Below are 21,356 nucleotides of genomic sequence, written 5' to 3' on the forward strand. Positions count from 1 at the left end.
ATACCGCGTCTACTCCTGCTTCTCGCCGGAGGCGAAGCGGGAGATGATCAGCGCGACGATGATGATCGCGCCGTTGAGGAACTGGTTCCACAGCGGCGGTACGCCCGCCAGCGTCATCACGTTGACGACCAGCTGGAGGGTCAGCACGCCGGTGAGCGCGCCGAACACCGAGCCCTTGCCGCCGTTGAGGCTGACGCCGCCGATGACGGTCGCGGCGAAGACCTGGAAGATCCAGCCGCTGCCCTGGGTGGCCGAGATGGAACCGTAGTGGCCGCTGTAGAGGATGCCGGCGAACGCGGCCAGCAGGCTGCCGATGATCAGGACGACCCACACGATCCGGTCGACCCGGATACCGGCGGTGCGGGCGGCTTCCGCGTTGCCGCCGATCGCGTAGAGCGCCCGCCCGTGCCGCAGCCAGGCCAGCGCGCAGCCGCCGGCGGCGAACAGCACCGCGCAGATCCAGATGGCGGCCGGGACGCCCAGCCAGGAAGCCTTGCCCAGGTAGGTGAAGGAGGGCGGCAGATCCACGATGGACTGGCCTTCGGACAGGGCCACTTGGAGTCCGCGCAGCATGGTCAGCCCGCCGAGCGTGACGATGAACCCGTTGAGGCGCAGCTTGAGGATGAGGAAGCCGTTGAGGGCGCCGATCGCCACACCCACCAGGAGACAGAGCGGGATCGCCGTCCACTGCGGAAGGAGCCCCAGGCCGTTGAACCGGCCGCCGCTGGTGGGCAGGACCAGCCAGACGGCGATGACGGGCGCCACCCCGATCGTGGACTCCAGGGACAGGTCCATCCGGCCGACGATCAGGATCAGCGCCGTGGCCAGGACCAGCAGGCTCAGCTCGGTGGACTGCTGGGCCACGCCGATGAGGTTGTCGGAGGTGAGGAAGGCCGGGGAGACGATGAACCCGATCAGGCCGAGGACCAGGATGGCCGGGACCAGGGACAGTTCACGGAAGCGGCCGAGATCGAGTCCGCGCCGGGTGCCCTTGGCGGTCGTCTGCCCCACGCTCGCTGCGGGGTCGGTGACATCGGTGGTGGCGGACATGACTACCTTCCGTGCTCTTCGGTCTCGGCTGCTGCGGGGGTACCGGCGACGCCCTCCATGGCGGCGACCATCTGTTCGTCCTTCCAGCCGCGGTCGAACTCCGCGACCACGCGTCCGTGGAACATGACCACGACCCGGTCGCACGCCCTGAGGTCGTCCAGTTCGTCGGAGACGATCAGCGCGGCCTTCCCTGTTTCGGCGACCCCACGGATCCTGGCGAGCAGGAACTCCTTGGACTTGACGTCCACTCCGTTGGTGGGCCGGATGGCGACCAGGACATGAGGGTCGGTGGCCAGGGCCCGGGCCACGACGACCTTCTGCTGGTTGCCGCCGGAGAGCGCGGAGACCGCGGTGCCCGCACCCGGCGTCTTGATGTCGAGATCGCGGATCATGCGCTGGGCGAAGATCCTGGTGCGGGCCGGCAGGACGATACCGAACGGGCCGAGCTGGTCGGTGACGGTGAGGGTCGCGTTCTCCGCGACGCTGCGATCGTGGACGAGACCCTGGACGTGCCGGTCCTCCGGCACCAGGCCGACGCCCGCGGTGAGGGACGCCGGGACACTGCCGGTACGGACGGTCCGGCCGTCGACCGAGATCCTGCCTCCCTCGGCGCGGTGCAGTCCGGCGACGGCCTCCCCCACCTGGACGTTGCCGCTGGCCGTCGCGCCCGCGAGGCCGACCACCTCACCGGTGCGGACGGAGAGCGACAGGTCTCGGCAGGTGCCGGTCAGGGTCAGCCGGTCGACGTCGAGGAGTACCTTGGCGCCGGCCGGGGAGACCGTCCTCGCCTCGTCGGCACCCGTCGTCGTGGCGGACTCACCGGTCATGGCCTCGACCAGCTCGTGCTTGCCGAGTCCGGCCACCGCCGCGGTGCGGATGTGGGCCGCGTCGCGGTAGACGGTGACCGTGGTGCACAGGTCGTAGACCTCTTGCAGGTGGTGGGAGATGAAGAGGAAGGCGACACCCTGCCGTTGGAGGTCACGGAGCTTGTCGAAGAGCCGGTCGATTCCGCGGGCGTCCAGCTTGGCGGTCGGCTCGTCCAGGATGATGAACCGGGCGCCGAAGGACAGGGCCCGGGCGATCTCGACGAACTGCCGCTGCTCCACGGTGAGATGGCGGGCCCGGACCGCGGGGTCGACGTCCACTCCGTACTCGCCGAGGAGCTGCTCTGCGCGCCCGCGCAGCTCCTTCCAGCGGATGGGGCGCAACGCGGCGTCGCTCTGCCGGTTGAGGAAGAGGTTCTCGGCGACGGTCAGATCCCCGATGATCGTGGACCGCTGGTAGACGCAGGCCACCCGGGACCGCCAGGCGTCGATGTCGCCGAAGGCGGGCGCCGGTTCGCCGCAGAAGCGCAGGGTGCCGGTGTCGGGCTGCTGAAGTCCGGTGAGGAGGGACACGAGCGTCGACTTGCCCGCGCCGTTGCGTCCGACCAGGGCGTGCGACTCGCCCTCGGCGATGCTGATGCGGGCGTCGCGCAGCGCGACGGTGGCGCCGTACCGTTTGCTGATTCCGGTCGCCTCGGCCACCGGGGCGCGGCTCACGGTGCCGGTCGCCGGGGCGGTCGCGGAGTCCGCCATGGTGAATACCGTCCTTCTGGTCCGGATGCGGGGGTACGAGCGGGGACGGAGGCGGAGGGACGGGGTGCGCCGGCCCCTCCGCGTGCCTGCCGTCGGGGCCGGTCGCTAGCCGACGTTGTTGCCCCACAGGGTCTTGTCCTCGACGTTGTCCTTGGTCACCAGCGGCGCGGGCAGCTGGTCCTCGAGACCGTTCGGGATCTCGATGATCGTGGAGTCGTGGTCGGTCTTCCCCGCCTTGAAGGTCTTGCCGTCGGCCGCCGCCCGGGCGTAGTACAGCGCGTACTTGGCGTAGAGGTCGGCGGGCTGGGAGACGGTCGCGTCGATCTGGCCCTTGCGGATCGCGTCGAACTCCTGCGGGATGCCGTCGTTGGAGATGATCGAGATGTGCCCCTTCTGGCCGGCCGGCTTGAGCAGGCCCTTCTGCTCCAGCAGGGCCAGGGTCGGCTGCAGGAACACACCGCCCGCCTGCATGTAGATGCCGTTCAGGTCGGGGTGCTGGGCGAGCAGGCTCTGGAGCTTGGCCGAGGCCACGTCGCCCTTCCAGTCGGTGGGCAGCTCGAACACCTTGATCTTCGGGAACTTCTCCTTCATGCAGGCGGCGAAGGCCTCGGAGCGGTCGCGCCCGTTGATGGAGTCGAGGGCGCCCTGGAGTTCGGCGACCTTGCCCGTGCCGCCGAGCTGCTTGCCGAGGAACTCGCAGGCCTTGGTGCCGTACGCCTTGTTGTCGGCGCGTACGACCATGTAGACGTCACCCTTGTCGGGGCGGGTGTCGACACTGACCACGGGGATCTTCTTCGAGGCGAGCGTGTCGAGCGTGGAGGCGATCGCACCGGTGTCCTGAGGAGCCATGACGATCGCCTTGGCGCCCGTGTTCTGGAACACCTGCACATTGGCTACCAGCTTGGTGACGTCGTTCTGCGAGTTGCTCAGCGGCAACGCGTTGACGCCGTCGGCCTTGACGTCCTTCTTCACGTAGTCGGCGTAGGAGTTCCAGAAGTCCGAGTCGGAGCGCGGCAGGTCGATGCCGACGGCGGGCTTGTCCGCGCCGCCCGCCGCACCCGAGCCGGTGCTCTCGCGGTTGCATGCGGTGACGAGGGCGAGCGTCACGAGGACGGTTCCGGCGGCTGCGGCGGCGGAACGGGTGCGAGCGAGCTTCATGGCCGTGTGTTTCTCCTTTGCCAGGGCAGGGCGGTGCGCGGCGGCGGCAGAGGCGTCCGCGCCCGGTGGGCGGGACGGGAACTCGAACCGTGAAGGTGGCCGCTGCCGAAGGCATGCGCGGACCGTGCCGGCGGGGATGGGATGAGGGTGAAGAGGGGGCCGAGAAAGCGGTACTGAACAGCCGAGAGAGCCAGCGAAGCTGATTCCTCCGATGTATCCGGGACGACGTGGACGTTACGACGGCGTTGCCGACGTTGACAAGAGTCCGTTCCCCAACGATTTCCACGGCGGCGCCCCGCACACGGCCACCAGTCCGACCGGCAACCTTGATCGCACCTGGCCGGTCGGGCCTGACCTGGGCTTCTCCTTCGCCGTCCGCTCGGGACGCGGCAGGCTCCGGAGTTCACGGTGCGGCATGCTCCCGCTCTCGGAAAGGACGCCCGGGAGGGCCGGCACCGCCGACGCCACCACGACGGGCGCCCGGAGCGCCTCGGCGGTGGGGACCGTCGCCGCCGATCGGAAGAGGCCGTCGCCCGTCGCTCGACGCACTCGGCGGACATTCGTCCGATGGGCCACGCCGGGTTCGCGGGGCTTCCCCGACGAATACGGACAAGTCTCTGGAGTCTCCGGCGAGAACCACCGCACCCGGCCGGATACATCCGAGGACTCCATTGCCCAGACGCTGGTGAGCCTTTACAGTCACGGAGTCGTCATTCCTCCGATGAATGCTGGTCGAGTCCAGACCGTGCGCGTGATCCGGCCGGTGACCTGCGCGAAGAGGCCTGTCCTGCTCGCCCGGCGGCTCTTCACGGCACGGGAGCGCACTCGCGGACGAAGCACCCATGACAAGGGAGTTGCTCAGTGAAACTGCTACGCGTCGGCCCCCCGGGAGAGGAGCGGCCCGCGGTCCGCGTCGACGACGACCGGCTGCTGGACCTGCGCTCGGTGACCCCCGAGATCGACGGCGCCTTCCTCTCCTCCGGCGGTGTCGACCGGGCGCGCGCGGCGGTCGAGGCCGGCGCTCTGCCGGAGCTCGACGCCGAAGGCCTGCGCGTCGGCGCGCCCGTCGCCCGGCCGGGAAAGATCGTCTGCGTCGGTCTGAACTACCGCGACCACGCCGCCGAGACCGGGGCCGCGATCCCGGCCCGTCCGGTGGTCTTCATGAAGGACCCGGGCACCGTCGTCGGCCCCCGTGACGAGGTGCTGGTCCCGCGCGGCTCCCGGAAGACCGACTGGGAGGTCGAACTCGCGGTCGTCATCGGACGGCGTGCCCGCTATCTGTCGGGCCCCGAGGAGGCGCCGGGGGTGATCGCGGGATACGCGGTCAGCCACGACGTCTCCGAGCGGGAGTTCCAGCTCGAGTACTCGCCTCAATGGGACCTCGGCAAGTCCTGCGAAACGTTCAACCCGCTGGGCCCGTGGCTGGTCACCGCCGACGAGGTCACCGACCCGCAGGACCTGGGACTCCGGCTGACCGTCAACGGCGTCAAGCGCCAGCACGGCCACACCCGCGACATGATCTTCCCGGTCCACCACCTCGTGTCGTACCTGAGCCGGTACATGGTGCTGGAGCCGGGTGACGTGATCAACACGGGTACGCCCGCGGGTGTGGCCCTCGGCCTGCCCGGCACTCCCTACCTCCGTCCCGGCGACACCGTCGAGCTCGAGATCGACGGGCTCGGCGGCCAGCGGCAGACCTTCGGCCAAGCGTGAAAGGCACCCCCTTGTCTGGAACTCCCGCCCGGATCATCTCGGTCGACACGCACGACATCCGCTTCCCCACCTCCCGGGACCTGGACGGCTCCGACGCGATGAACCCGGACCCCGACTACTCGGCCGCCTATGTGGTGCTGCGCACCGACGCCGGCGACGGGCTCGAAGGGCACGGCTTCACGTTCACGATCGGGCGCGGCAACGACGTCCAGGTCGCGGCGATCGGCGCCCTGCGCCCGCATCTCCTGGGCCGTTCCGTCGAGGAGCTGTGCGCCGATCCGGGATCGCTCAACCGTGATCTGATCGGCGACAGCCAACTGCGCTGGCTCGGCCCGGAGAAGGGCGTCATGCATATGGCGATCGGGGCGGTGGTGAACGCGGTGTGGGACCTCACCGCCAAGCGGGCCGGGCAGCCGCTGTGGCGTCTGCTCGCCCACGCCGACCCCGAATGGCTGGTCTCCCAGGTCGACTTCCGCTACATCGCCGACGCCCTCACCCCCGAGGATGCCCTGGCCCTGCTGCGGGACGGACGGGCCGGGCTCGCCGGGCGCGAGGCGGCCCTGCTGGAGCGCGGCTATCCCGGGTACACCACCTCGCCGGGCTGGCTCGGATACTCCGACGAGAAGCTCACCCGACTCGCCAAGGAAGCGGTCGCCGACGGCTTCACCCAGATCAAGCTCAAGGTCGGCGCCGACCTGGCGGACGACATCCGGCGGCTGCGCACCGCCCGCGCCGCCGTCGGTGACGGCATCCGTATCGCCATCGACGCCAACCAGCGCTGGAACGTCGGCGAGGGGATCGAGTGGGTCCGGGCCCTCGGGGAGTTCGACCCGTACTGGATCGAGGAACCCACCAGTCCGGACGACATCCTCGGCCACGCGGCCGTACGCGAGGGCGTCGCGCCCGTGAAGGTCGCCACCGGTGAGCACGTCCAGAACCGCATCGTCTTCAAACAACTGCTCCAGGCCGGCGCCCTCGATGTCCTCCAGATCGACGCCGCTCGCGTCGGCGGCGTCAACGAGAACCTGGCGATCCTGCTGCTGGCCGCGAAGTTCGGGGTGCCGGTGTGCCCGCACGCCGGCGGTGTGGGGTTGTGCGAGCTGGTGCAGCACCTGTCGATGTTCGACTACCTGGCCCTGTCCGGCACCACCGAGAACCGGGTCATCGAGTACGTCGACCACCTCCACGAACACTTCGTCACACCGGTGGTGATCCGCGACGGCCACTACACCGCGCCGCTGTCCCCCGGCTTCTCCGCCGCGATGCACCCCGGGTCCCTCGCCGAGTACCGCTACCCCGACGGCGCCTTCTGGGCCGCCGACCTCGCCGAAGGGGACACGACCTCATGACCGGCCTCTCGGGTCTCAGGGCTCTCGTGACCGGTGGCGCGTCCGGCATCGGACCGAGAGGTCGTTCGGCGCAGGCGCCGCCGGCATCGGCGGCGAAGCGGCCCGAGTCGGGGACGCGGTGGCGGTCGGTGGAGCGGTACGACGCGGTGGCGCGGTACCGGTCGGTGGAGCGGCACGCGTCGGGGATGCGGTACCGGTCGGCGCGGTGAGTACGGCGAGGCAGCCCACGACCAGGGCGATGCCGGTCCAGCCGAGCGGGGGCAGGCGTTCACCGACGACCAGTACGGCGAGTACGGCCGCGACGGCGGGTTCCAGCAGCGAGAGCGTGGTCGCGGTGCTCGCCGGGACGTGTGCCAGGCCCCAGCCGAACAGGACGTAGCCGGTGAACATGGGGACCAGGGCCATGTAGGTGCCGACGGCCGCGTTGGACCAGGAGCCGAGCAGCGGGGCGCCGGTGGTCAGCAGCACGGGCAGCAGCAGCAGGCCGCCCAGCCCGAAGACGGCACCCATGGCCGCGCCGGAGGTGACCCCGCGGCTGATCAGGCGATGGGCCGCCCAGGAGTACAGGGCGTAGGTGAAGCCGGCCACCAGGCCCAGCCCCACGCCGAGCACGGTCGCCCGCACCGAGCGGGCGCCGGGTCCGGAGTGCGCCTGGGCCGCCTCGGCCATGCACAGCAGAACGGTTCCCGACAGACCCAGAGCGGCGCTCGTCATCCAACGGCGCGTCAGACGGCGTTTGTCCACGACGCGTTCGATCAGGGCCGACGCGAGAGGGGCCGAGCCGATCGACACCACGGTGCCGGCGGCGACCCCGGCCAGGTGCATGGAGGTGTAGAACGCCGGCGGATAGGCGCCCACCGCCAGCGCGCCGAGCACGACCACTGCGCGCCGCGCGCGCAGCGCGGACGTCTCCCGTGCGATACGAGGGGCGGCGAGGAGGGCCTGGAGGAGTCCGCCCAGGCCCATGGCCGCGGCCCCGATCGCGAGGGGTCCCACGGCTGGCGCGAAGGTCGCGGCGGTACCCGTGGTGCCCCACAGCACCGACGCCACGAGCACGCACAGCGAGCCCGCGCCCACCGAGCCGACCGCGGGTCCGGCGGACCGCGTCACAGCCGGTCCAGCAGGTTCGCCGCCATGGTCCGCGCATGCTGCAGCCGCGTGCCCGCGCCCTCCAGGCCGGCCCGTGCCGTCGCGCCCTCCAGCAGGAACGACAGATGCTCCGCCAACTCACCGGCCTCCTCGGGCCGGTCGGGCAGGAGTTCCCCGAGATGCCCGCAGAGCAGGGACTCGACCTCCTCCTTGTGCCGACGCACCACGTCCCGTCCCTCGTGCCCGGCGGGCAGTTCGGCAGCCGCGTTCAGCAGCCCACACCCCCGAAAGCCGTGCTCGTAGGCGAAGGCGGCGTGATCGGCGTAGGCGTCGAAGACGGCCAGCACGCCGCCGTGACCGTCCCGGACCCCTTCGAGCCGCCGCCGGTACAGGCCCAGCCACTCCTCGTGCCGCGCATCGAGGTAGGCCATCACCAGGTCGGCCTTCGAGGAGAAGTTGTTGTACAGACTCATCTTCGCCACACCCGCCTCGGCGGTGATCCTGTCGATCCCCGTCGCCGACACGCCGTCCGCGTAGAAGCGGCGCCCGGCGGCGGCGAGCAACCGTGCGCGCGCCTTGCCGGGCGCCTTGCCGGGTCGCGGCGCGGCGGTGGGGGTGTCACTCATTCCGTTCCCTCCCAGATTCTAGGTAGGTCAGTCTACCTAGAACTGCTCGCGCGGCGCCTGTTGCCGGACCGATCCCGGCGGCGGTGCGTGATCAAGGTTCACGGGGCAACCGGACAGGGAGCGATCGCGCGACAAGGGAGCGTCAACGTCATGGGAACCACCGTCCACGTCCCCCAGACCCGGGACATGATCGGGGAGGAACTCTCCGGAGACGAGGCGTTCACCGCGCTGCGCCACTACGGAGGGCTGCGGCTGCTGACCGACTCCTTCGCCCGGTTCCGTTACGCGGACGGCTTCACCAACGCGCGGGCGCTCGCCTTCCAGGTGGTGCTGGGCCTGGTGCCGTGCACCGTGGCGCTGGTGGGGCTTGCCACCTCGGTGCACACGGAGGGCGTGGGCCGGATCATCGAGCTCACCCTCGGCCGGATCGTGCCGGGAGCCAGCGCCGGCATCGTCGAGGACGCCTTCGACGGGACGCGGCGCAGCGCCCACGGCGACGTGTGGAGCACGCTCGCCCTCTGGCTCGGGCTGGCCTTCGCCCTGCTGAACCTCGCCTCGGCCATGGGACAGATCGAGCGGGGCGCCAACCGGATCTACGGCATCGAGCGCGACCGCCCCTTCCCGCGCAAGTACGGCCGGGCGCTGATCCTGGCGCTGTCGGCCGGTCTGCCCCTGGGACTGGGGTTCGTCGTGCTCGTGGCCGGCGAGGCCGTCGGCGACGCGATCGCGGACACCGCGGGGTGGGAGGGCGGTGGGCCGCACTGGTGGGGTGTGCTCGACATCCCCGTGGGACTCGCGCTGGCCTGGGTGGCCTCCGCGGTGATCTTCCGGTGGTCGCCCCGTCGGATGCAGCCGGGGTACACCTGGCTGGCCTTCGGCTCCGCCGTCCATCTCCTGCTGTGGATCGCGGCCACATGGCTGCTCGCCCTGTACGTCGAGAAGAGCGGTGCCTTCGGCGCCCTGTACGGGCCGCTCACCGCGTTCATCGCCCTGCTGCTCTGGGCCAACCTCACGGCCGTCGCGCTCTTCCTCGGTATCGCGTTCGCCGCGCAGCTCGAAGCGGCCCGGGCCGGCGTCGAATCGGCCGTGCGGCCGGACCCCGGCCCGGGGGTGTGACGCGCCGCTTCACGCCCTCCGCCAGGCCGCCCGTCGCCCGACCGCCGTCGCCCCACTACGCGCGTACGACCGCCGTCTCACCGACCGCCGGCCGCCGCGGTCACCGTCGCGGGATCCACACCCGTCAGTTCGACGATGCGGTGCGGCGGCACGCCGGCGGCCAGTGCCCGCCCGATCAGCTCGTCCCTGCCGTCGGCACAGTCGCGATAGGCGAGCAGTTCCTCCTCGACCCGGGGGTGCGCCGCCGGCGCCATCCGGTGCCGTACACGGCTCAGTTCCTCCTCGCTCAGCGGGACCGGCAGCCGTTCCGCTCCCTCGGGAACGGCCGTCCTCTCCTCCGGCGGCACGAGTCGCAGACGGGGGGACGTCGCCGTGCTTCCCTGTGCGTTCAGCCACGCGCGGACCGCCGTGGTGTCCATGCAGGCGAGGTCACCGACGGCGGCCGGAGCCACCCCGAGCGGCACGTCGGCGTCGTCCAGCAGAAACAGGTAGGCCTCGTCGGTCATGCTCGGCTCCTTTTCGACGGGAGACTTGCCGGCCGCCACGGTGAGGGGCCGATCGACGTCCCTCTACCCCACCGCACCCGGATTACCGTCGGCACTCTCGTCGACGTCGCCGTCCCGTCGCCCCCACCCGTCAGGGGCCGGAGCCCCGGTCCACCGCACGGCGCACCACCAGGCTCTCCACCCCGTACGACAACTCGGTGGCGGTGTCGTCCGGAGGCGGGTGGTAACGGCCCGCGCACACCGAGAGGTTGACGATGAGATAGGCGTGCCAGGAGGACCCGACACCCCGTCCGTCGGCGAAGATCCGCTCCCCGTTCAGCGACCAGACCACGCTGCGCCTGCCGAAGGTCACGCTCAGATCGATGACACCACCGGGACTGACGGCTTCGTCACGCACGTAACTGTGGCCCTCGCGTACGTGGTTGCTCAGCTCCAGAAGGTCGGGGTTGTCCGGGTGGTACTCGAACACGTCCACCTCGTTGCCTCCGTCCCGCCAGGTCCAGATCGCCGGCCAGGAACCCTGCCCGGTGGGCAGGCGCACCCTGGTGTCGAGGCGGTCTCCGGTGCGGACCATGAAGCCCTCCGCACTCTCCTCGGTGGTCAACAGGCCGGCGTCCCACAGGCCGTCGGCTCTGCGCGTGGCGCGGAACGTGCCGTTGCGGGAGTACGAGGGGTCGGCCGTGAGGTGGTCCAGTTTGTTGTCGCCGGGATTGGTGGGGCCGCCGTCGGGATAGGCCCAGGAACGGCCCGCAACCCACTGACGGTCGGAGGAGAAATCAGCGGTGAAGACGACTGCGCTCACCCGAGGGCTCCCTCTGTCGCCGGATACGGCATCACATGCCGGATTTCTCCCCAGCGCGGCCTCGGCCATGCGATGCCCGAATTCACCCGACCCGCGATTCACCCGTTCGGCGTAGCGCACGCGCGGGGCGCTGACCGTGCGGCGTGCGTATTGCGCGCGCCCACTCCACCGTTGGCCCGCATGCGCTTGTTCGGCGAGGGGCGCACGCTGTTCCCATGGGCCTTGCGCACCCCGTCGTGATCTACCCGCCCGCCGCGGACGGCGGGCGACGGGTGCGTGCCGGTGACCATTTCCTGGGGATGGCGTACGGCCTGCTGGACGTCGCCGAGTTCCTCCGCGAGACCGGGTTGACCGATGCCGACGAGGCCTACGTCGAGGCGTCCCCACTGATCGAGTGGCGAGGCGGCGGCCCGAAAACCTGGGAGCACGGCCCGGACCGCCGATAACGCGTCCACGGTCTCGTCACGGTCGGCGGCCTGCTGCTGCTTCCCCGCCATCAGGAGCGGCCGCCCTTCTTCACGCGGCGGACCTTGCCCTCCAATGGACCGCCTCTCGTGGGACCGAGGACATCCCCCACGGTGCGGTGCGTGTCCATGGCTCGCCGCGCGGCTTCCGCATGTGCGGCCGAGGCGTGTGCGCATGACATCGGAGACGCGAACGCGGGTACCCGCACCTGCGGAGGTAGCTGATGTTCGAGCCAAGCGATATCCGTGAGTGGCGCGGTCACGACGTGGTGGACCCGCAGGGCCACAAGATCGGCATCCTGGAGTCGGTCTATGTGGACACCGGGACCGACCTGCCCAGCTTCGCCACGGTGACGGTCGGGCTTCCCACCCGTCGCCGTCTGGTGTTCGTGCCGCTCCTCGGCGCGACGGTCGGTCCGGGCTACCTGAAGGTCGCCCACGACAAGAACGCGGTGAAGAAGGCCCCGTCGATCGACCTCGACGGCGAACTGCCTGCCCCGGAGGAACCGAAGATCTTCGCGCACTACGAACTGGACTACGCGCCGGGCGCCGGCGGCGAGCGTCGCCTCGCCCGTCGCTGACACGTCGAGGCCGCCGGGAGAGCAAATGAGCCTGTTTCTGTTTCTGATCCTCGTGGCCCTCGTCCTGGGCATCATCGGATTCGCGGTCCACGGGCTGTTCTACCTGCTGATCATCGGCGCCTTGGTCCTTCTCGCCGATCTCTTGTACGCCGGGGTGCGGTTCCGCCGCGGCGGAAGGAAACACCGTATTGCCCGTTGACCGGCTTTTCCCCGGACGGGGAAAAGCCGCCGACGACGCCATCGGTCCATCAGCGCGGCACGATCGCCGCCTCGGCCGCCGTCTTGATACGGGAACCGAAACCGGGGGCGTCCTTGCGCGCGGCGGCGAGCGCCAGGCCGACGAGGAGCTTGCCCACCCCGTGGCCTTCGAGAACGTTGAAGATACGGACCCGGGTTCCGCCGCCGGGCAGCGGCTCCAGGTCGTAACCGCCTTCACGTACCGTCACGGTGTTCTTCGAGGCCTCGGCCCACCGGATCTTCACGGGCGCTTCGAGAGCCGTGATGCGGAACTCTCTGGCGGTCTTCATCCCGGCGTCCTTGACCGTGCTCCGGAAGACGGTACCCACCGTGGTCGGGGCATCAGGAATCCGCTCGATCTTGAGCACACGGGGACTGAACTGCGGATCGTTGCGCCCGTCGGCGAGGTAGGCGAAGACCTCCTCGACAGCCCGATCGACCTCCACCGTCGCTTCGAACTGTCCTGACATGAGCACTCCCCATCGGTCGAGTCGCACGCGCGCGAAGGCCATGCCGTACCGCACGTCACTTCGCAGCGGTACCGCGACCCCATAGGACCATCGAACACCCCGCGCGGCAATCGGCAATTCTCCGCCAGGCGGGCACGGCGGAGAGCGCAGACACCCTTTTGAGAGCCGGGCAGGCGTCCGGAGAAACGCCCCGAGCACGCGGTGAGCGGGCCCGGGGCGTTCTGCCGCGGAGGCAGCTTCGTTACACCGCGGCGATGCCCTCCATGCCGGATTCGGCGAAGGCGGGCAGACCGGTGACCGTCGTGACCTTGGTGAGTGCGCCGTTGCGGCCGACCCTGAAGCCGTCCACGGTGCCCGAGGTGGCGTTCTGGACGTAGACGAACTTGTCCTCGGCCACGGCGATGTCGATGACGCCCTGGGACTTGCCCGACGGAGCGGTGGCGATGCCGGCCTCATTGGTCAGGGCGAGTCGGCCGTGCGGGCCCGTCCGGTAGCCGGTGACCGTCGAGTTGCCGGTGTTGCCCCCGTAGAAGAAGTCGCCCGCCCGCTCCAGCCAGCACAACGTGTCCTGCCCGTTGGGCAGGGACTCCTGCACGACGTCCAACGCACCGTCGCGCCGCACGCGGTAGGTGGTGACGGTCGATGTGGCGGCCTCTGCGACCAGCATGCGTCCGGCCTTGTCGAAGGTGACGGCGAACGGCACCATGCCCGCGGACCCGGTCACCACCGGTTGCGCCGCCGGGCGGCCGTCACGGCCCACGGGGAAGACCTCTATGGTGTTCGCCGACTTGGTCGTGACGACCAGGTTCCGGCCGTCCGGCGTGAACGCGACCTGGCCCGGCGAGCTGCTGAACAACGGCACGCTCTCGTTCTCGAGCCCCAGGCCGCGGTGGGATCCGCTCAGCGGCTTCAGCCCCTTGGAAGTGATCCTGTAGCCCTGGATACTTCCGGCGCCACCCGCGTTCAGCACGTACGCCAGGTCGCCCGAGACCGCGATGCCCGCGGGGAACCGGCCTCGCGCGGAGACGGTCTGGCGATCCGTCAGCTTCTGGCCGTGCACCGCGAAGGATGTCAGCGTGCCGCTGCCCGCGTTGACCGCCAGCAGCCGGCCGGAACGCGGGTCGTAGACAAGACTCCCCTGCGAGGCAAGGGAGTCGGTGGGCGCGTCGACCTGGTCCCCGCCCAATCCTCCGGTCGCGTACTCCCCCGCGGCGGTCAGCTTGCCGTCATCGCCTCGGCGGAAGACATGGATCGTGTTGCCCGCGAGCTCGTTGCCCTGGACGAAGACGGCGTGGTCGGCCTTCGGCGCGGTGCCGGCCGGTGAAACCTGGCCTGCGGAGGCGACGTTGACCGTCGCGACCACGGCAGCGACAGCCACCGCGCCACCGCCGAAGACGGTCATCCTCTTCCGAAGCTTCGACCTGCGTTTGTTGTGCCTGCTCACGTGCGGCTCCTCGAATCCGGGGGTTGCGTGACCAGAGTTGCCGAAGTGACAGCAGTGCTGAAGGTGTCCGAGGCGCACGTCAGAGTCCCGTAAGAACCGCGCCCTGACAGTTCGGGCCGCCGGGGGCCCGTCGGCAGCACGCCGCAACGCAGGACCGGGCCCGCCGCGTGTGCGGCGGGCCCGGTCTTCGTGGCCGAGGCGGGATTTGAACCCGCGACCTCTGGGTTATGAGCCCAGCGAGCTGCCTACCTGCTCCACCCGGCGACCTTCACTGTAGGACGCCGAGGCCGTGGCGGGCCAAGGATTTATCGGGCCCTGCCACGGCGGACGCCGGGACAGGCGGAAGGCCCGAGACCTCGGCCCGCAGCCCTCGGACGTCGGTCCTCAGGCGTCGGTCCTCAGGCGTCGGTCCTCAGGCGTTGGCGTGGCGACGCGTGGCGGTCCTTCGTGGGGCGGCGTGGTGCACGGACCTGCCCTCACCGGCCGTCTGCTGACGCCACAGCCACAGCGAAGTCACGGACAGGAGACCGGCGAAGACCACCAGGAAGAGCACCGACACCCACATCTGCCGACTCCCGGGATCGTCCCATCCCGTCCAGACAGCCGATGCGGCCCACAAGGCCGCACCGCCCGCGTAGACAGGGCGGATGCGCCGCAGCTGCCGGACGGCACGCACGGATTCGACGTGATCAGTTTTCTGTGCCATGTGGGCCCAGGTACCCCGATCCGCGCTCTTCATCAGTGTTCTGCCGGCGACGCCCCGTTGTGCAGGACGACGAAGAGTCCCCGCGCGCGCGTGCCGTCCGGGAGTGCCCAGGAGCCGGCGACATGGCCGACCGTCTGCGCAGGCGGCGACGGCTGGTCGTCCGGGGCAGGGCGCAGGACCCGGTGCAGGCGGAGTGTCGTGCCCGGCGGTGCGGGCAGCTCGGTGCCCTGTGGGTCGTCCGCGGCGCCGGTCATGGAGTCGGTGGGGGTGGCACCGTCACCGGTACAGGAACGGGTGACCTCCCGGTCGGGGACATCGCTGGTGTTCTGGTCCTGGGCCTGGACCCGGCCCTCGACGAGCGCCGCCAACTGGGCGACCAGCACCGGGTCGTGGCAGCCGTCGTAGGCCCAGCGCCGCCCCAGCACCCCATGCTCCATGATGCCGACGAGGGCGTGTTCCGCCCCTTCGAGCGGGGCCCCGCGATAGGTCAACGGCACCAGATAGGTGACCGGACGGCTGCCGGAGGTATCGGTGACCACGAGGAACTCGATCCCGACCTCGCCCTCGGGGTCGTCCAGCCGGAAGCCCCCGGCCTTGGCCAGTTCTGGTGCGCCCGTGCCGCCCGCATACCACGGCCGGGTGGGCAGCCAGGAGGTGAGCAGTTCCAATTTGGTCGGCTTGAGGACAGTGCGGTGGATGACGGCCATGCCGAGGTTCCTTTTTCGTGGGGCGGATGTGCCGGGACAGGTCAGGCGGACCGGTCCTCGTCTGTGGGTGCGTTCCAGGCCGCCAGGGGCGTTCCCGCTGCGGCCGTCACCTGAAGCACCTCGCACCCCATGCGCGCAGCGGCGGCGAAGGAACGCTGCCGGACCCGTTCGCCGTCTTCGGGCGGAAAGGCGAGCCGGATCCGGTGGGGGCGGTCGCGTCGCAGGTGAGATGCCAGTCGGTGTCGACGTGCCGCCGACCCGTCCGGCGAGGAACTCGGCCGCGCCCCTGTGATGCGTCTCGTGCCGGCCCTCGCTGCTCCACACCACGACCGGCCACTCGTCGGGAGCCCGACCGGTGAGCCGGCACAACCGGTCGGCGTCCATCGTCGTGCCCCGGATGCCGTTGTGCCTGCTCGTGCCGAACGGCGTGCGGAGGTGGAGGAAGCCGCAGAACTCCCCCAGCCGTAGGTCTCCACGAGCCGTCGGTAGTCGGCGGGCCGCCGACTGCCGATCCTGTCCCGCACGGCGGCCCGGTCCCCGGAAGCGTCCACCGGCTCGGCCGGTCTCAGCCCCGGACCGGTCCGACCGGCGCGGTGATCTCGCGCTTGAGGATCTTGCCGCTGGGGCCGGTCGGCAGGGTGTCCACGAGCCACACCTCACGCGGGTACTTGTATGCCGCCACCCGGCTCTTGACGAACTCCCTCAGCTCGTCGGGGGTGGCATGGGCGCCCGGGCGCAGGACGACCGCGGCTGCGATCTCCTCGCCCAGGTGGGTGTGCGGCACGCCCACCACGGCGGCCAGGGCGACGGCCGGGTGCTCGTGCAGGACCTCCTCCATCTCCCGCGGATAGACGTTGTAGCCGCCACGGATGATCATGTCCTTCTTGCGGTCCACGATGTACAGGTAGCCGTCCTCGTCCTGCCGCGCGAGGTCGCCGGAGCGCAGCCAGCCGTCCGGCATGGCGGTAGCGGTCTCCTCGGGGCGGTTCCAGTAGCCCTTCATCACGTTCGGGCCGCGCACGGCCAGTTCGCCCACCTCACCCGGGGCGACGTCCTGACCCTTGTCGTCGAGCAGCCGCACCTGCACATCACGGATCGGCGTGCCGATGGAGCCGGCCTTGCGCGGCCGGTCGGGGTGGTTGAAAGTGACCACCGGGCTGGTCTCGGACATGCCGAAGCCCTCCAGCACCGCGCAGCCGAAGCGCCGCTCGAAGCCGTGCAGGACCTCCACCGGCAGCGAGGCCCCGCCGGATATGCACATCCGCAGCGTCGACACGTCCACCTCGGACGGGTGCTGGAGCAGCGCCGCGTACATCGTGGGAACGCCCTCGAAGACCGTGGCCCGGTCGCGGGCGACGGCGTCCAGCACGGTCTGCGGTTCGAAGCGGGGGATCAGCGTCAGGGAGGCGCCGGCGCGGACGGCCACGCTCATCGTGCAGATCTGGCCGAAGATGTGGAACAGCGGCAGACAGCCCACCACCACGTCCTGAGGTGTCATGCGCTGGACGTGGACCGTGTTGACCTCGGTGTTGTGCCGCAGCCCGCCGTGCGTGAGCGTGGCGCCCTTGGGGCGACCGGTGGTGCCGGAGGTGTACAGAAGCACGGCCACGTCGTCGACGCCGGTCTCGGCCACCTCGGTCAGCGGCTCGTGCGCGGCCAGCAGCGCGCCGAAGGCCGCGGGTTCGACGGCCAGGTGCCGCACACCGGCGGCGGCCGCGCCCTGCGCGCCCTCCCCCGGCGCCTGGTGCCATTCGAACAGCAGCACCGCCCCGGAGTCGTCGAGGTGGTACTCGGTCTCCCGCGTCTTCAGCAGCGGGTTCATCGGTACGACGATCCCCCCGGCGCGGAGCACCCCGTAGTACAGGACGACGAACTCGGGAACGTTGGGCAGCATCAGCGCGACCCGGTCCCCCGGCCGCACGCCCTCGGCCCGCAGCAGCGCGGCGGCGCGGGCACTGCGCTCGTCCAGTTCCGCGTAGCAGGTGACCTGCTCGCCCAGGCGCAGCGCGGGGCGTCCCGGCTGCCGCTGTGCCGTCTCCACCAGGAACTGCGCCAGATTGGCCATGACCCGCCTCCACGAACGTCACCGTTGAAATCCGCTGTTCACCTGCGCGACATCGTGCTGCCACGCACGGCGGCGGACTATGGACGGCAGGACAGCGCCTCCCCTCCCGGATTGGTTCGGGGAACAAAACGATGGCGTTAAGCTGCGGGAATGGATATCTCGGGCGTGGCGGCGGCGCTTCATTCCAGACTTCCGGAACTGGGTGAGCGGATCGCGCAGCGTATCCGCTCGGACGTCGACGCCTACGACGAGGAGTCGCTGATCCCCTTCGACTCGCTGCGCCGCTCGTGCACCGCCAACGCGGACCTGGTCCTGAGCCACCTCGGTCACGCGGATGCCCCGGACCCGAGCCCGGCCCGCGAGACCGGCCGGGTGCGTGCCGAACAGGGCGTGCCGCTGGCGGACACCCTGCACGCGTACCGGGTCGGCTTCGAACTGCTGTGGACGGAGATCCTCCTGGAGTCGCGGACACATCCCGAGGTCTCCGACGACCAGTTGGTGTCCCAGTCCGCGGAGATCTGGGCGTTGTTCGGGCTGTATGCGGAGGCGGTGGCGGCGGCCTACCGGGAGACCTCCGCGGAGTTGACCTCGCAGCGGCACGCCCGGCGCTCGGCACTGGTGGAGGCCCTGTTCACCGGTGTCATCGCCGACCGGACCACGCTGTGGGAGGCCGCCCGTGAGCTGGGCCTGCCCGAGCACGGCCCCTACGCGGTGGTCGCGGCGGCGGCCGGCGCTCCCGGCCAGGAGCCGCTGGCGGGCATCGAAGCCGAGCTGCGTCAGGCCCAACTCGCTTCGGCCTGGCGGCTGTTGCCCGACCATCAGATCGGGGTGATCGCCCTGCCCACGCCGACGGCGGAGAGCGCCTGTCTGCGCGTCCTGCGTCGCGCCCGGGCCCGCGTGGGGGTCAGCCCGTGCTTCCCCTCCCTGCGGGACACTCCGCAGGCGCTGCACTTCGCTCGCCTGGCCCTGGCCGGGCTGCGGGGCACCGGTCCCGGCGTCGCGCGGTTCGACGACAACCCGCTCGCCATGGTGGTGGCCGCGGCTCCGGCGGAGGCGGCTCATCTCGTGGGAGTGGTTCTCCAGCCCCTGGTCGACCTGCCGGTCGCGGAACGTGCTCGTCTGTTGGAGACCCTGGAGCACTGGTTCGCCGCCGCCGGCTCGGCCACCGAAGCGGCCCGGGGCCTCTTCGTCCACCCCAACACCGTGCGTTACCGACTGCGCCGTGTCGAGGAGTTGACGGGCCGTTCCCTTTCCGATCCGCGCGCGGTGGCCGACATCGGTGCGGCACTCCTGGCCGTTCGCAACGCCGGCGTCGGCGCGGGCGAGCAGCCGCCGCCCGCATCGGACTGACACGGCCGCGCACGGACGAGCGTGGCACCACGTGGTCCTCGACGGCGTGATCGACCCGCACCGCTACGGCTTCCGGCTGCGCGCGCCATCCGCTGCTGGCCCCTTCACCCACGACATCGCTCCCGCGCCTTCTGATACCGGCCCCGGGAGCGCCCACCACCGTCCGCGACGACCTCCCCGCGCGCTGCTCGTCACTCCACCGACGACCCCCGTAGGACCTGTGCCGGTGACACGTGACGCACCGTGCGTGGCCCGGTCCCCGCCTGGTCACCGTCACGTCACCTGCGCGGCCGCCGGGCCCACCGGCACGGCGGGGAGCCCCGTGGAGGGAGGTGAGACCGCCTCTCCGACCAGGCTTGCAGCCCTCCGCCACGGCTGATTGCGCCGTCCACGATCGGGGAACGCGTCGGCTCCGGGAGACACGGTTTCCAGGCCCCGTCGCGATCTCCCTTCTATCGTGGAACGGCACAGTGACGCTCGGCACCGAGACAGGCGGCAGGACATGCGGAAACCACTGATCGACTATGTGGCGGTCTTCCGAGCCCTGCCCGGCATGGTGGCCCTCCTCACCCCGGAACTGATCTACGCCGACGCCAACGACGACTTCCTGCGGCTGGCCGGGCGCACCCGCGAGCAGCTGCTCGGCCGCTACATCTTCGACGTCTTCCCGGAGAACCCGAACGACCCGGCGGCAGCCGGCATGCGCGAGACCCGGGAGTCGATGCTGCGGGTGGTCGCCACCGGCGAGCGCGACACGATGGCCCTGCTGCGCTACGACATCGAGGATCCCCGTCGGCCCGGTGTGTGGCGCGAGCACTACTGGAGCCCGGTGAACGCGCCCGTCCACGGCCCCGACGGGCAGGTGGCACTCGTCGTGCACCGGGTCGAGGAGGTCACCGAGCTCATCCACGCGCGCGGGGGCCCGAACGGCGGGGCCCGAGCCCGTGTGCTGGAGGCCGAGCTGTACACCCGGGCCCGCGAGCTGCAGGAGGTCAACGAACGGCTCCGCCAGGCGCACGCCCATGAGCGGGAGGTCGCTCTGGCCCTCCAGGCGGCGATGCTGCCCGCGCCCGGCCCGACCGGGCCGCACGCCGCTGCCGTGCGCTACCGGCCCGCGATCGGCGCACTGAACGTGTGCGGCGACTGGTACGACCTGGTCGACCTGCCCGGCGACAACCTCGCGGTCGCCGTCGGCGACGTCGTCGGGCACGGCCTCGCGGCGGCCTGCACCATGGGGCAGCTGCGCAGCGCCCTGAGCGCCGCCTGCCGGGTGGCCGACGGCCCCGCCCAGGCCCTGGAGGCCCTCGGCCTGTACGCCCGCTTCGTCGAGGGTGCCGAGGCGACCACCGTCGTGACGACCTTCATCGACTGGGACAGCCACACCATCACCTACAGCTGCGCCGGCCACCCGCCGCCCGCCCTCGTGCACGGGGACGGGACCGTCACCTTTCTCGACCGGGCCACCGATCCCCCGCTCGCCGCCCGCCCGGAACACCTCCCCCGCCCCCAGGCACACGCCGGCTTCACCGAGGGCGCCACCCTCGTCCTGTACACCGACGGCCTGATCGAGCGCCGCGACGAGGACATCTACACGGGCCTGGGCCGGCTGGCCGCCTCCCTCACCCATCACAGACACTCGGCCCCCGAACCCCTGGCCGACGCCCTCCTCGCCGACCTCCTCCCCACCACCGGCACCACCGACGACGCGGCCCTGATCGTCCTGCGTCTGTGACCGCCGGGGACCGGCGGCGCCCACGGCCCCGTTCCCTGCCGTCAGTCGGCGGGACCCGTTGGGTCGGGTCCGGAGTGGGTCTCGGGGATGTCGGGCCGGGCGGTGTGGTCGGGGTGGCCGCGGGTGCGGCGGGCTTCCTTCAGCTCCGCCTCGTAGAGGTGGTCGCGTCCTTCGGCGAGCTGGTGCACCGCCTCGTGCTCCAGGTCCTTGAACACCCGGTAGTACGTCCCGTCGTAGGCCTCGACGATCTGGAAGGTCCAGTGTCCGGGGATGACGTTGCGCCCCAGGATCTCCGTCTCCACGCGTTCGGCCCAGGTCGCGTGGCCCGCCCTGCGCAGCAGTTCGACCGTGCGGTCCAGTTCCAGGTCCGCGGTGCCGGTGAGCTGGTGGAACGAGTAGAGGTGCCCACGGGCCCGTTCGACCGTCTCCAGCGCCTTGGACAGGGAGCCGAGCGCTTCCACCGTGTCGTCGCCGACGCCCGGGGGACGCCGGTGCTCGTGGTCCGGACCGTGGAGGTCAGCCATCTCGCCACTTCCTTCGCCAGGGACTCCCGACCTGTCCGGTCCAGCACAGCACGGCACGGGCGACGGCACCGTCCGTGCCGTCCGGATGCA

The 21,356-nt window shown here is 70.9% G+C and carries 21 protein-coding genes and 1 tRNA gene; 8 read left to right on the plus strand and 14 right to left on the minus strand.

What is annotated here, in order from left to right; all coding sequences use genetic code 11:
- Positions 1-9 precede the first annotated feature (9 nt).
- From OHU34_RS02845 to OHU34_RS02855, 3 genes are all read right to left on the minus strand, one after another.
- Complete coding sequence (locus OHU34_RS02845; RefSeq protein ID WP_020126569.1) at positions 10-1,050, minus strand: ABC transporter permease; 1,041 nt, start codon at positions 1,048-1,050, stop codon at positions 10-12.
- 2 nt (positions 1,051-1,052) lie between these two features.
- Positions 1,053-2,627: a sugar ABC transporter ATP-binding protein gene (locus OHU34_RS02850; protein WP_405764446.1), complete on the minus strand. Its 1,575-nt coding sequence runs from the start codon at positions 2,625-2,627 to the stop codon at positions 1,053-1,055.
- 105 nt (positions 2,628-2,732) lie between these two features.
- Positions 2,733-3,785: a sugar ABC transporter substrate-binding protein gene (locus OHU34_RS02855; protein WP_405764448.1), complete on the minus strand. Its 1,053-nt coding sequence runs from the start codon at positions 3,783-3,785 to the stop codon at positions 2,733-2,735.
- Positions 3,786-4,646: 861 nt separating this feature from the next.
- Between OHU34_RS02855 and OHU34_RS02860 the strand changes: the two genes are divergently transcribed.
- The gene (locus OHU34_RS02860; RefSeq protein ID WP_142270343.1) at positions 4,647-5,498 is read left to right on the plus strand and encodes a fumarylacetoacetate hydrolase family protein; all 852 of its coding nucleotides are present in this window, start codon (positions 4,647-4,649) and stop codon (positions 5,496-5,498) included.
- Positions 5,499-5,509: 11 nt separating this feature from the next.
- Positions 5,510-6,847 carry an L-fuconate dehydratase gene (locus tag OHU34_RS02865; protein ID WP_405764450.1) on the plus strand — a complete coding sequence of 446 codons (1,338 nt, stop codon included), beginning with the start codon at positions 5,510-5,512 and terminating at the stop codon, positions 6,845-6,847.
- A gap of 15 nt (positions 6,848-6,862) precedes the next feature.
- Here the strand turns inward: OHU34_RS02865 and OHU34_RS02870 are convergent, their stop codons facing one another.
- On the minus strand, positions 6,863-7,957 hold the full coding sequence (locus OHU34_RS02870; RefSeq protein WP_142270341.1) for a DMT family transporter: 1,095 nt from the start codon (positions 7,955-7,957) through the stop codon (positions 6,863-6,865).
- Positions 7,954-8,562, minus strand: coding sequence for a TetR/AcrR family transcriptional regulator (locus OHU34_RS02875; protein ID WP_405764452.1), 609 nt, complete (start codon positions 8,560-8,562; stop codon positions 7,954-7,956). The genes OHU34_RS02870 and OHU34_RS02875 overlap by 4 nt, the downstream gene beginning before the upstream one ends.
- 150 nt (positions 8,563-8,712) lie before the next feature.
- Here OHU34_RS02875 and OHU34_RS02880 point away from each other — a divergent pair, with 150 nt between their 5' ends.
- Positions 8,713-9,678: a YihY/virulence factor BrkB family protein gene (locus tag OHU34_RS02880; protein WP_142270339.1), complete on the plus strand. Its 966-nt coding sequence runs from the start codon at positions 8,713-8,715 to the stop codon at positions 9,676-9,678.
- A 77-nt stretch (positions 9,679-9,755) separates the two neighbouring features.
- On the opposite strand, the gene OHU34_RS02885 is transcribed toward OHU34_RS02880, so the two are convergent.
- Together OHU34_RS02885 and OHU34_RS02890 are read right to left on the minus strand one after the other, a co-directional pair.
- The gene (locus tag OHU34_RS02885; RefSeq protein ID WP_142270338.1) at positions 9,756-10,184 is read right to left on the minus strand and encodes a DUF6003 family protein; all 429 of its coding nucleotides are present in this window, start codon (positions 10,182-10,184) and stop codon (positions 9,756-9,758) included.
- Between the two features lie 130 nt (positions 10,185-10,314).
- The gene (locus OHU34_RS02890; RefSeq protein ID WP_142270337.1) at positions 10,315-10,986 is read right to left on the minus strand and encodes a beta-glucanase; all 672 of its coding nucleotides are present in this window, start codon (positions 10,984-10,986) and stop codon (positions 10,315-10,317) included.
- Positions 10,987-11,201: 215 nt separating this feature from the next.
- Here OHU34_RS02890 and OHU34_RS02895 point away from each other — a divergent pair, with 215 nt between their 5' ends.
- From OHU34_RS02895 to OHU34_RS02905, 3 genes are all read left to right on the plus strand, one after another.
- Complete coding sequence (locus tag OHU34_RS02895; RefSeq protein ID WP_142270336.1) at positions 11,202-11,432, plus strand: hypothetical protein; 231 nt, start codon at positions 11,202-11,204, stop codon at positions 11,430-11,432.
- A gap of 242 nt (positions 11,433-11,674) precedes the next feature.
- Positions 11,675-12,031: a PRC-barrel domain-containing protein gene (locus OHU34_RS02900; protein ID WP_142270335.1), complete on the plus strand. Its 357-nt coding sequence runs from the start codon at positions 11,675-11,677 to the stop codon at positions 12,029-12,031.
- A gap of 25 nt (positions 12,032-12,056) precedes the next feature.
- Positions 12,057-12,230 (plus strand): hypothetical protein, encoded by a 174-nt coding sequence (locus OHU34_RS02905; protein WP_200840119.1) that lies wholly within the window; start codon positions 12,057-12,059, stop codon positions 12,228-12,230.
- A 49-nt stretch (positions 12,231-12,279) separates the two neighbouring features.
- On the opposite strand, the gene OHU34_RS02910 is transcribed toward OHU34_RS02905, so the two are convergent.
- The 6 genes from OHU34_RS02910 to OHU34_RS02935 form a co-directional block, all read right to left on the minus strand.
- On the minus strand, positions 12,280-12,738 hold the full coding sequence (locus OHU34_RS02910) for an SRPBCC family protein (RefSeq protein WP_142270334.1): 459 nt from the start codon (positions 12,736-12,738) through the stop codon (positions 12,280-12,282).
- 241 nt (positions 12,739-12,979) lie between these two features.
- Complete coding sequence (locus OHU34_RS02915; protein ID WP_405764459.1) at positions 12,980-14,182, minus strand: lactonase family protein; 1,203 nt, start codon at positions 14,180-14,182, stop codon at positions 12,980-12,982.
- Positions 14,183-14,372: 190 nt separating this feature from the next.
- Positions 14,373-14,446: transfer RNA gene (locus OHU34_RS02920), tRNA-Met, on the minus strand.
- Between the two features lie 148 nt (positions 14,447-14,594).
- Positions 14,595-14,888, minus strand: coding sequence for a hypothetical protein (locus OHU34_RS02925; RefSeq protein WP_054237840.1), 294 nt, complete (start codon positions 14,886-14,888; stop codon positions 14,595-14,597).
- 32 nt (positions 14,889-14,920) lie between these two features.
- The gene (locus tag OHU34_RS02930) at positions 14,921-15,595 is read right to left on the minus strand and encodes a maltokinase N-terminal cap-like domain-containing protein (protein WP_142270333.1); all 675 of its coding nucleotides are present in this window, start codon (positions 15,593-15,595) and stop codon (positions 14,921-14,923) included.
- 565 nt (positions 15,596-16,160) lie between these two features.
- Positions 16,161-17,660, minus strand: coding sequence for a long-chain-fatty-acid--CoA ligase (locus tag OHU34_RS02935; RefSeq protein ID WP_405764463.1), 1,500 nt, complete (start codon positions 17,658-17,660; stop codon positions 16,161-16,163).
- Between the two features lie 150 nt (positions 17,661-17,810).
- Between OHU34_RS02935 and OHU34_RS02940 the strand changes: the two genes are divergently transcribed.
- Positions 17,811-19,010, plus strand: coding sequence for a CdaR family transcriptional regulator (locus OHU34_RS02940; protein ID WP_372481673.1), 1,200 nt, complete (start codon positions 17,811-17,813; stop codon positions 19,008-19,010).
- A gap of 502 nt (positions 19,011-19,512) precedes the next feature.
- Positions 19,513-20,742: a PP2C family protein-serine/threonine phosphatase gene (locus OHU34_RS02945; protein ID WP_142270331.1), complete on the plus strand. Its 1,230-nt coding sequence runs from the start codon at positions 19,513-19,515 to the stop codon at positions 20,740-20,742.
- 41 nt (positions 20,743-20,783) lie between these two features.
- Here the strand turns inward: OHU34_RS02945 and OHU34_RS02950 are convergent, their stop codons facing one another.
- Entirely contained in the window at positions 20,784-21,266 is a 483-nt protein-coding gene (locus OHU34_RS02950) for a hypothetical protein (protein ID WP_142270330.1), read from the minus strand.
- Positions 21,267-21,356: the final 90 nt, after the last annotated feature.

This window comes from Streptomyces sp. NBC_00080, from assembly GCF_045041255.1.
GTDB lineage: Bacteria > Actinomycetota > Actinomycetes > Streptomycetales > Streptomycetaceae > Streptomyces > Streptomyces coriariae.

Excerpts from the sequence above, each read along its gene's own strand:
- OHU34_RS02845 (WP_020126569.1), bottom strand. The coding sequence starts at position 1,050 with ATGTCCGCCACCACCGATGTCACCGACCCCGCAGCGAGCGTGGGGCAG.
- OHU34_RS02850 (WP_405764446.1), bottom strand. The coding sequence starts at position 2,627 with ATGGCGGACTCCGCGACCGCCCCGGCGACCGGCACCGTGAGCCGCGCC.
- OHU34_RS02855 (WP_405764448.1), bottom strand. The coding sequence starts at position 3,785 with ATGAAGCTCGCTCGCACCCGTTCCGCCGCCGCAGCCGCCGGAACCGTC.
- OHU34_RS02875 (WP_405764452.1), bottom strand. The coding sequence starts at position 8,562 with ATGAGTGACACCCCCACCGCCGCGCCGCGACCCGGCAAGGCGCCCGGC.
- OHU34_RS02880 (WP_142270339.1), top strand. The coding sequence starts at position 8,713 with ATGGGAACCACCGTCCACGTCCCCCAGACCCGGGACATGATCGGGGAG.
- OHU34_RS02885 (WP_142270338.1), bottom strand. The coding sequence starts at position 10,184 with ATGACCGACGAGGCCTACCTGTTTCTGCTGGACGACGCCGACGTGCCG.
- OHU34_RS02895 (WP_142270336.1), top strand. The coding sequence starts at position 11,202 with ATGGGCCTTGCGCACCCCGTCGTGATCTACCCGCCCGCCGCGGACGGC.
- OHU34_RS02900 (WP_142270335.1), top strand. The coding sequence starts at position 11,675 with ATGTTCGAGCCAAGCGATATCCGTGAGTGGCGCGGTCACGACGTGGTG.
- OHU34_RS02905 (WP_200840119.1), top strand. The coding sequence starts at position 12,057 with ATGAGCCTGTTTCTGTTTCTGATCCTCGTGGCCCTCGTCCTGGGCATC.
- OHU34_RS02910 (WP_142270334.1), bottom strand. The coding sequence starts at position 12,738 with ATGTCAGGACAGTTCGAAGCGACGGTGGAGGTCGATCGGGCTGTCGAG.
- OHU34_RS02925 (WP_054237840.1), bottom strand. The coding sequence starts at position 14,888 with ATGGCACAGAAAACTGATCACGTCGAATCCGTGCGTGCCGTCCGGCAG.
- OHU34_RS02930 (WP_142270333.1), bottom strand. The coding sequence starts at position 15,595 with ATGGCCGTCATCCACCGCACTGTCCTCAAGCCGACCAAATTGGAACTG.
- OHU34_RS02935 (WP_405764463.1), bottom strand. The coding sequence starts at position 17,660 with ATGGCCAATCTGGCGCAGTTCCTGGTGGAGACGGCACAGCGGCAGCCG.
- OHU34_RS02940 (WP_372481673.1), top strand. The coding sequence starts at position 17,811 with ATGGATATCTCGGGCGTGGCGGCGGCGCTTCATTCCAGACTTCCGGAA.
- OHU34_RS02945 (WP_142270331.1), top strand. The coding sequence starts at position 19,513 with ATGCGGAAACCACTGATCGACTATGTGGCGGTCTTCCGAGCCCTGCCC.
- OHU34_RS02950 (WP_142270330.1), bottom strand. The coding sequence starts at position 21,266 with ATGGCTGACCTCCACGGTCCGGACCACGAGCACCGGCGTCCCCCGGGC.